The organism is Bradyrhizobium sp. NBAIM03, from assembly GCF_020194055.1.
GTDB lineage: Bacteria > Pseudomonadota > Alphaproteobacteria > Rhizobiales > Xanthobacteraceae > Bradyrhizobium > Bradyrhizobium yuanmingense.
Genome location: NZ_JADYVS010000264.1, coordinates 1 through 395, shown reverse-complemented (window position 1 = coordinate 395; position 395 = coordinate 1). Strand labels below are relative to the sequence as shown.

Below are 395 nucleotides of genomic sequence, written 5' to 3'. Positions count from 1 at the left end.
GGGCAGCGTTGCCGCTGGCCTGGCGAGGCTGCTGGCTGCGGCCACCGCCCGGGCGGCCACCGCGCGCGTTGCCGCCGCGGCCCGCCGGGTTGCGCCCGTTCGGAATCGGCTCCGCCGCGATGGTCGGGTCGGGCTCGAAACGTTCCAGCACGGTACGCGGCAGCTCACGCTTGATGAGGCGTTCAATGTCGCGCAGCAAACCATGCTCGTCCACGCAGACCAGCGAGATCGCCTCGCCCTGCGCACCCGCGCGGCCCGTGCGGCCGATACGGTGCACGTAGTCTTCCGGCACGTTCGGCAGGTCGAAGTTGACCACGTGCGGCAGTTGGTCGATGTCGATACCGCGCGCGGCGATGTCGGTGGCAACCAGCACGCGCAGCGTCCCAGCCTTGAAT

1 protein-coding gene is annotated in these 395 nt (G+C 70.6%); it reads right to left on the bottom strand.

The genetic code is table 11. From position 1 onward, the window contains the following. Positions 1–395, bottom strand: a 395-nt coding sequence (locus tag I6F21_RS38435) for a helicase-related protein (protein WP_276573649.1), incomplete at both ends; no start/stop codon positions are given.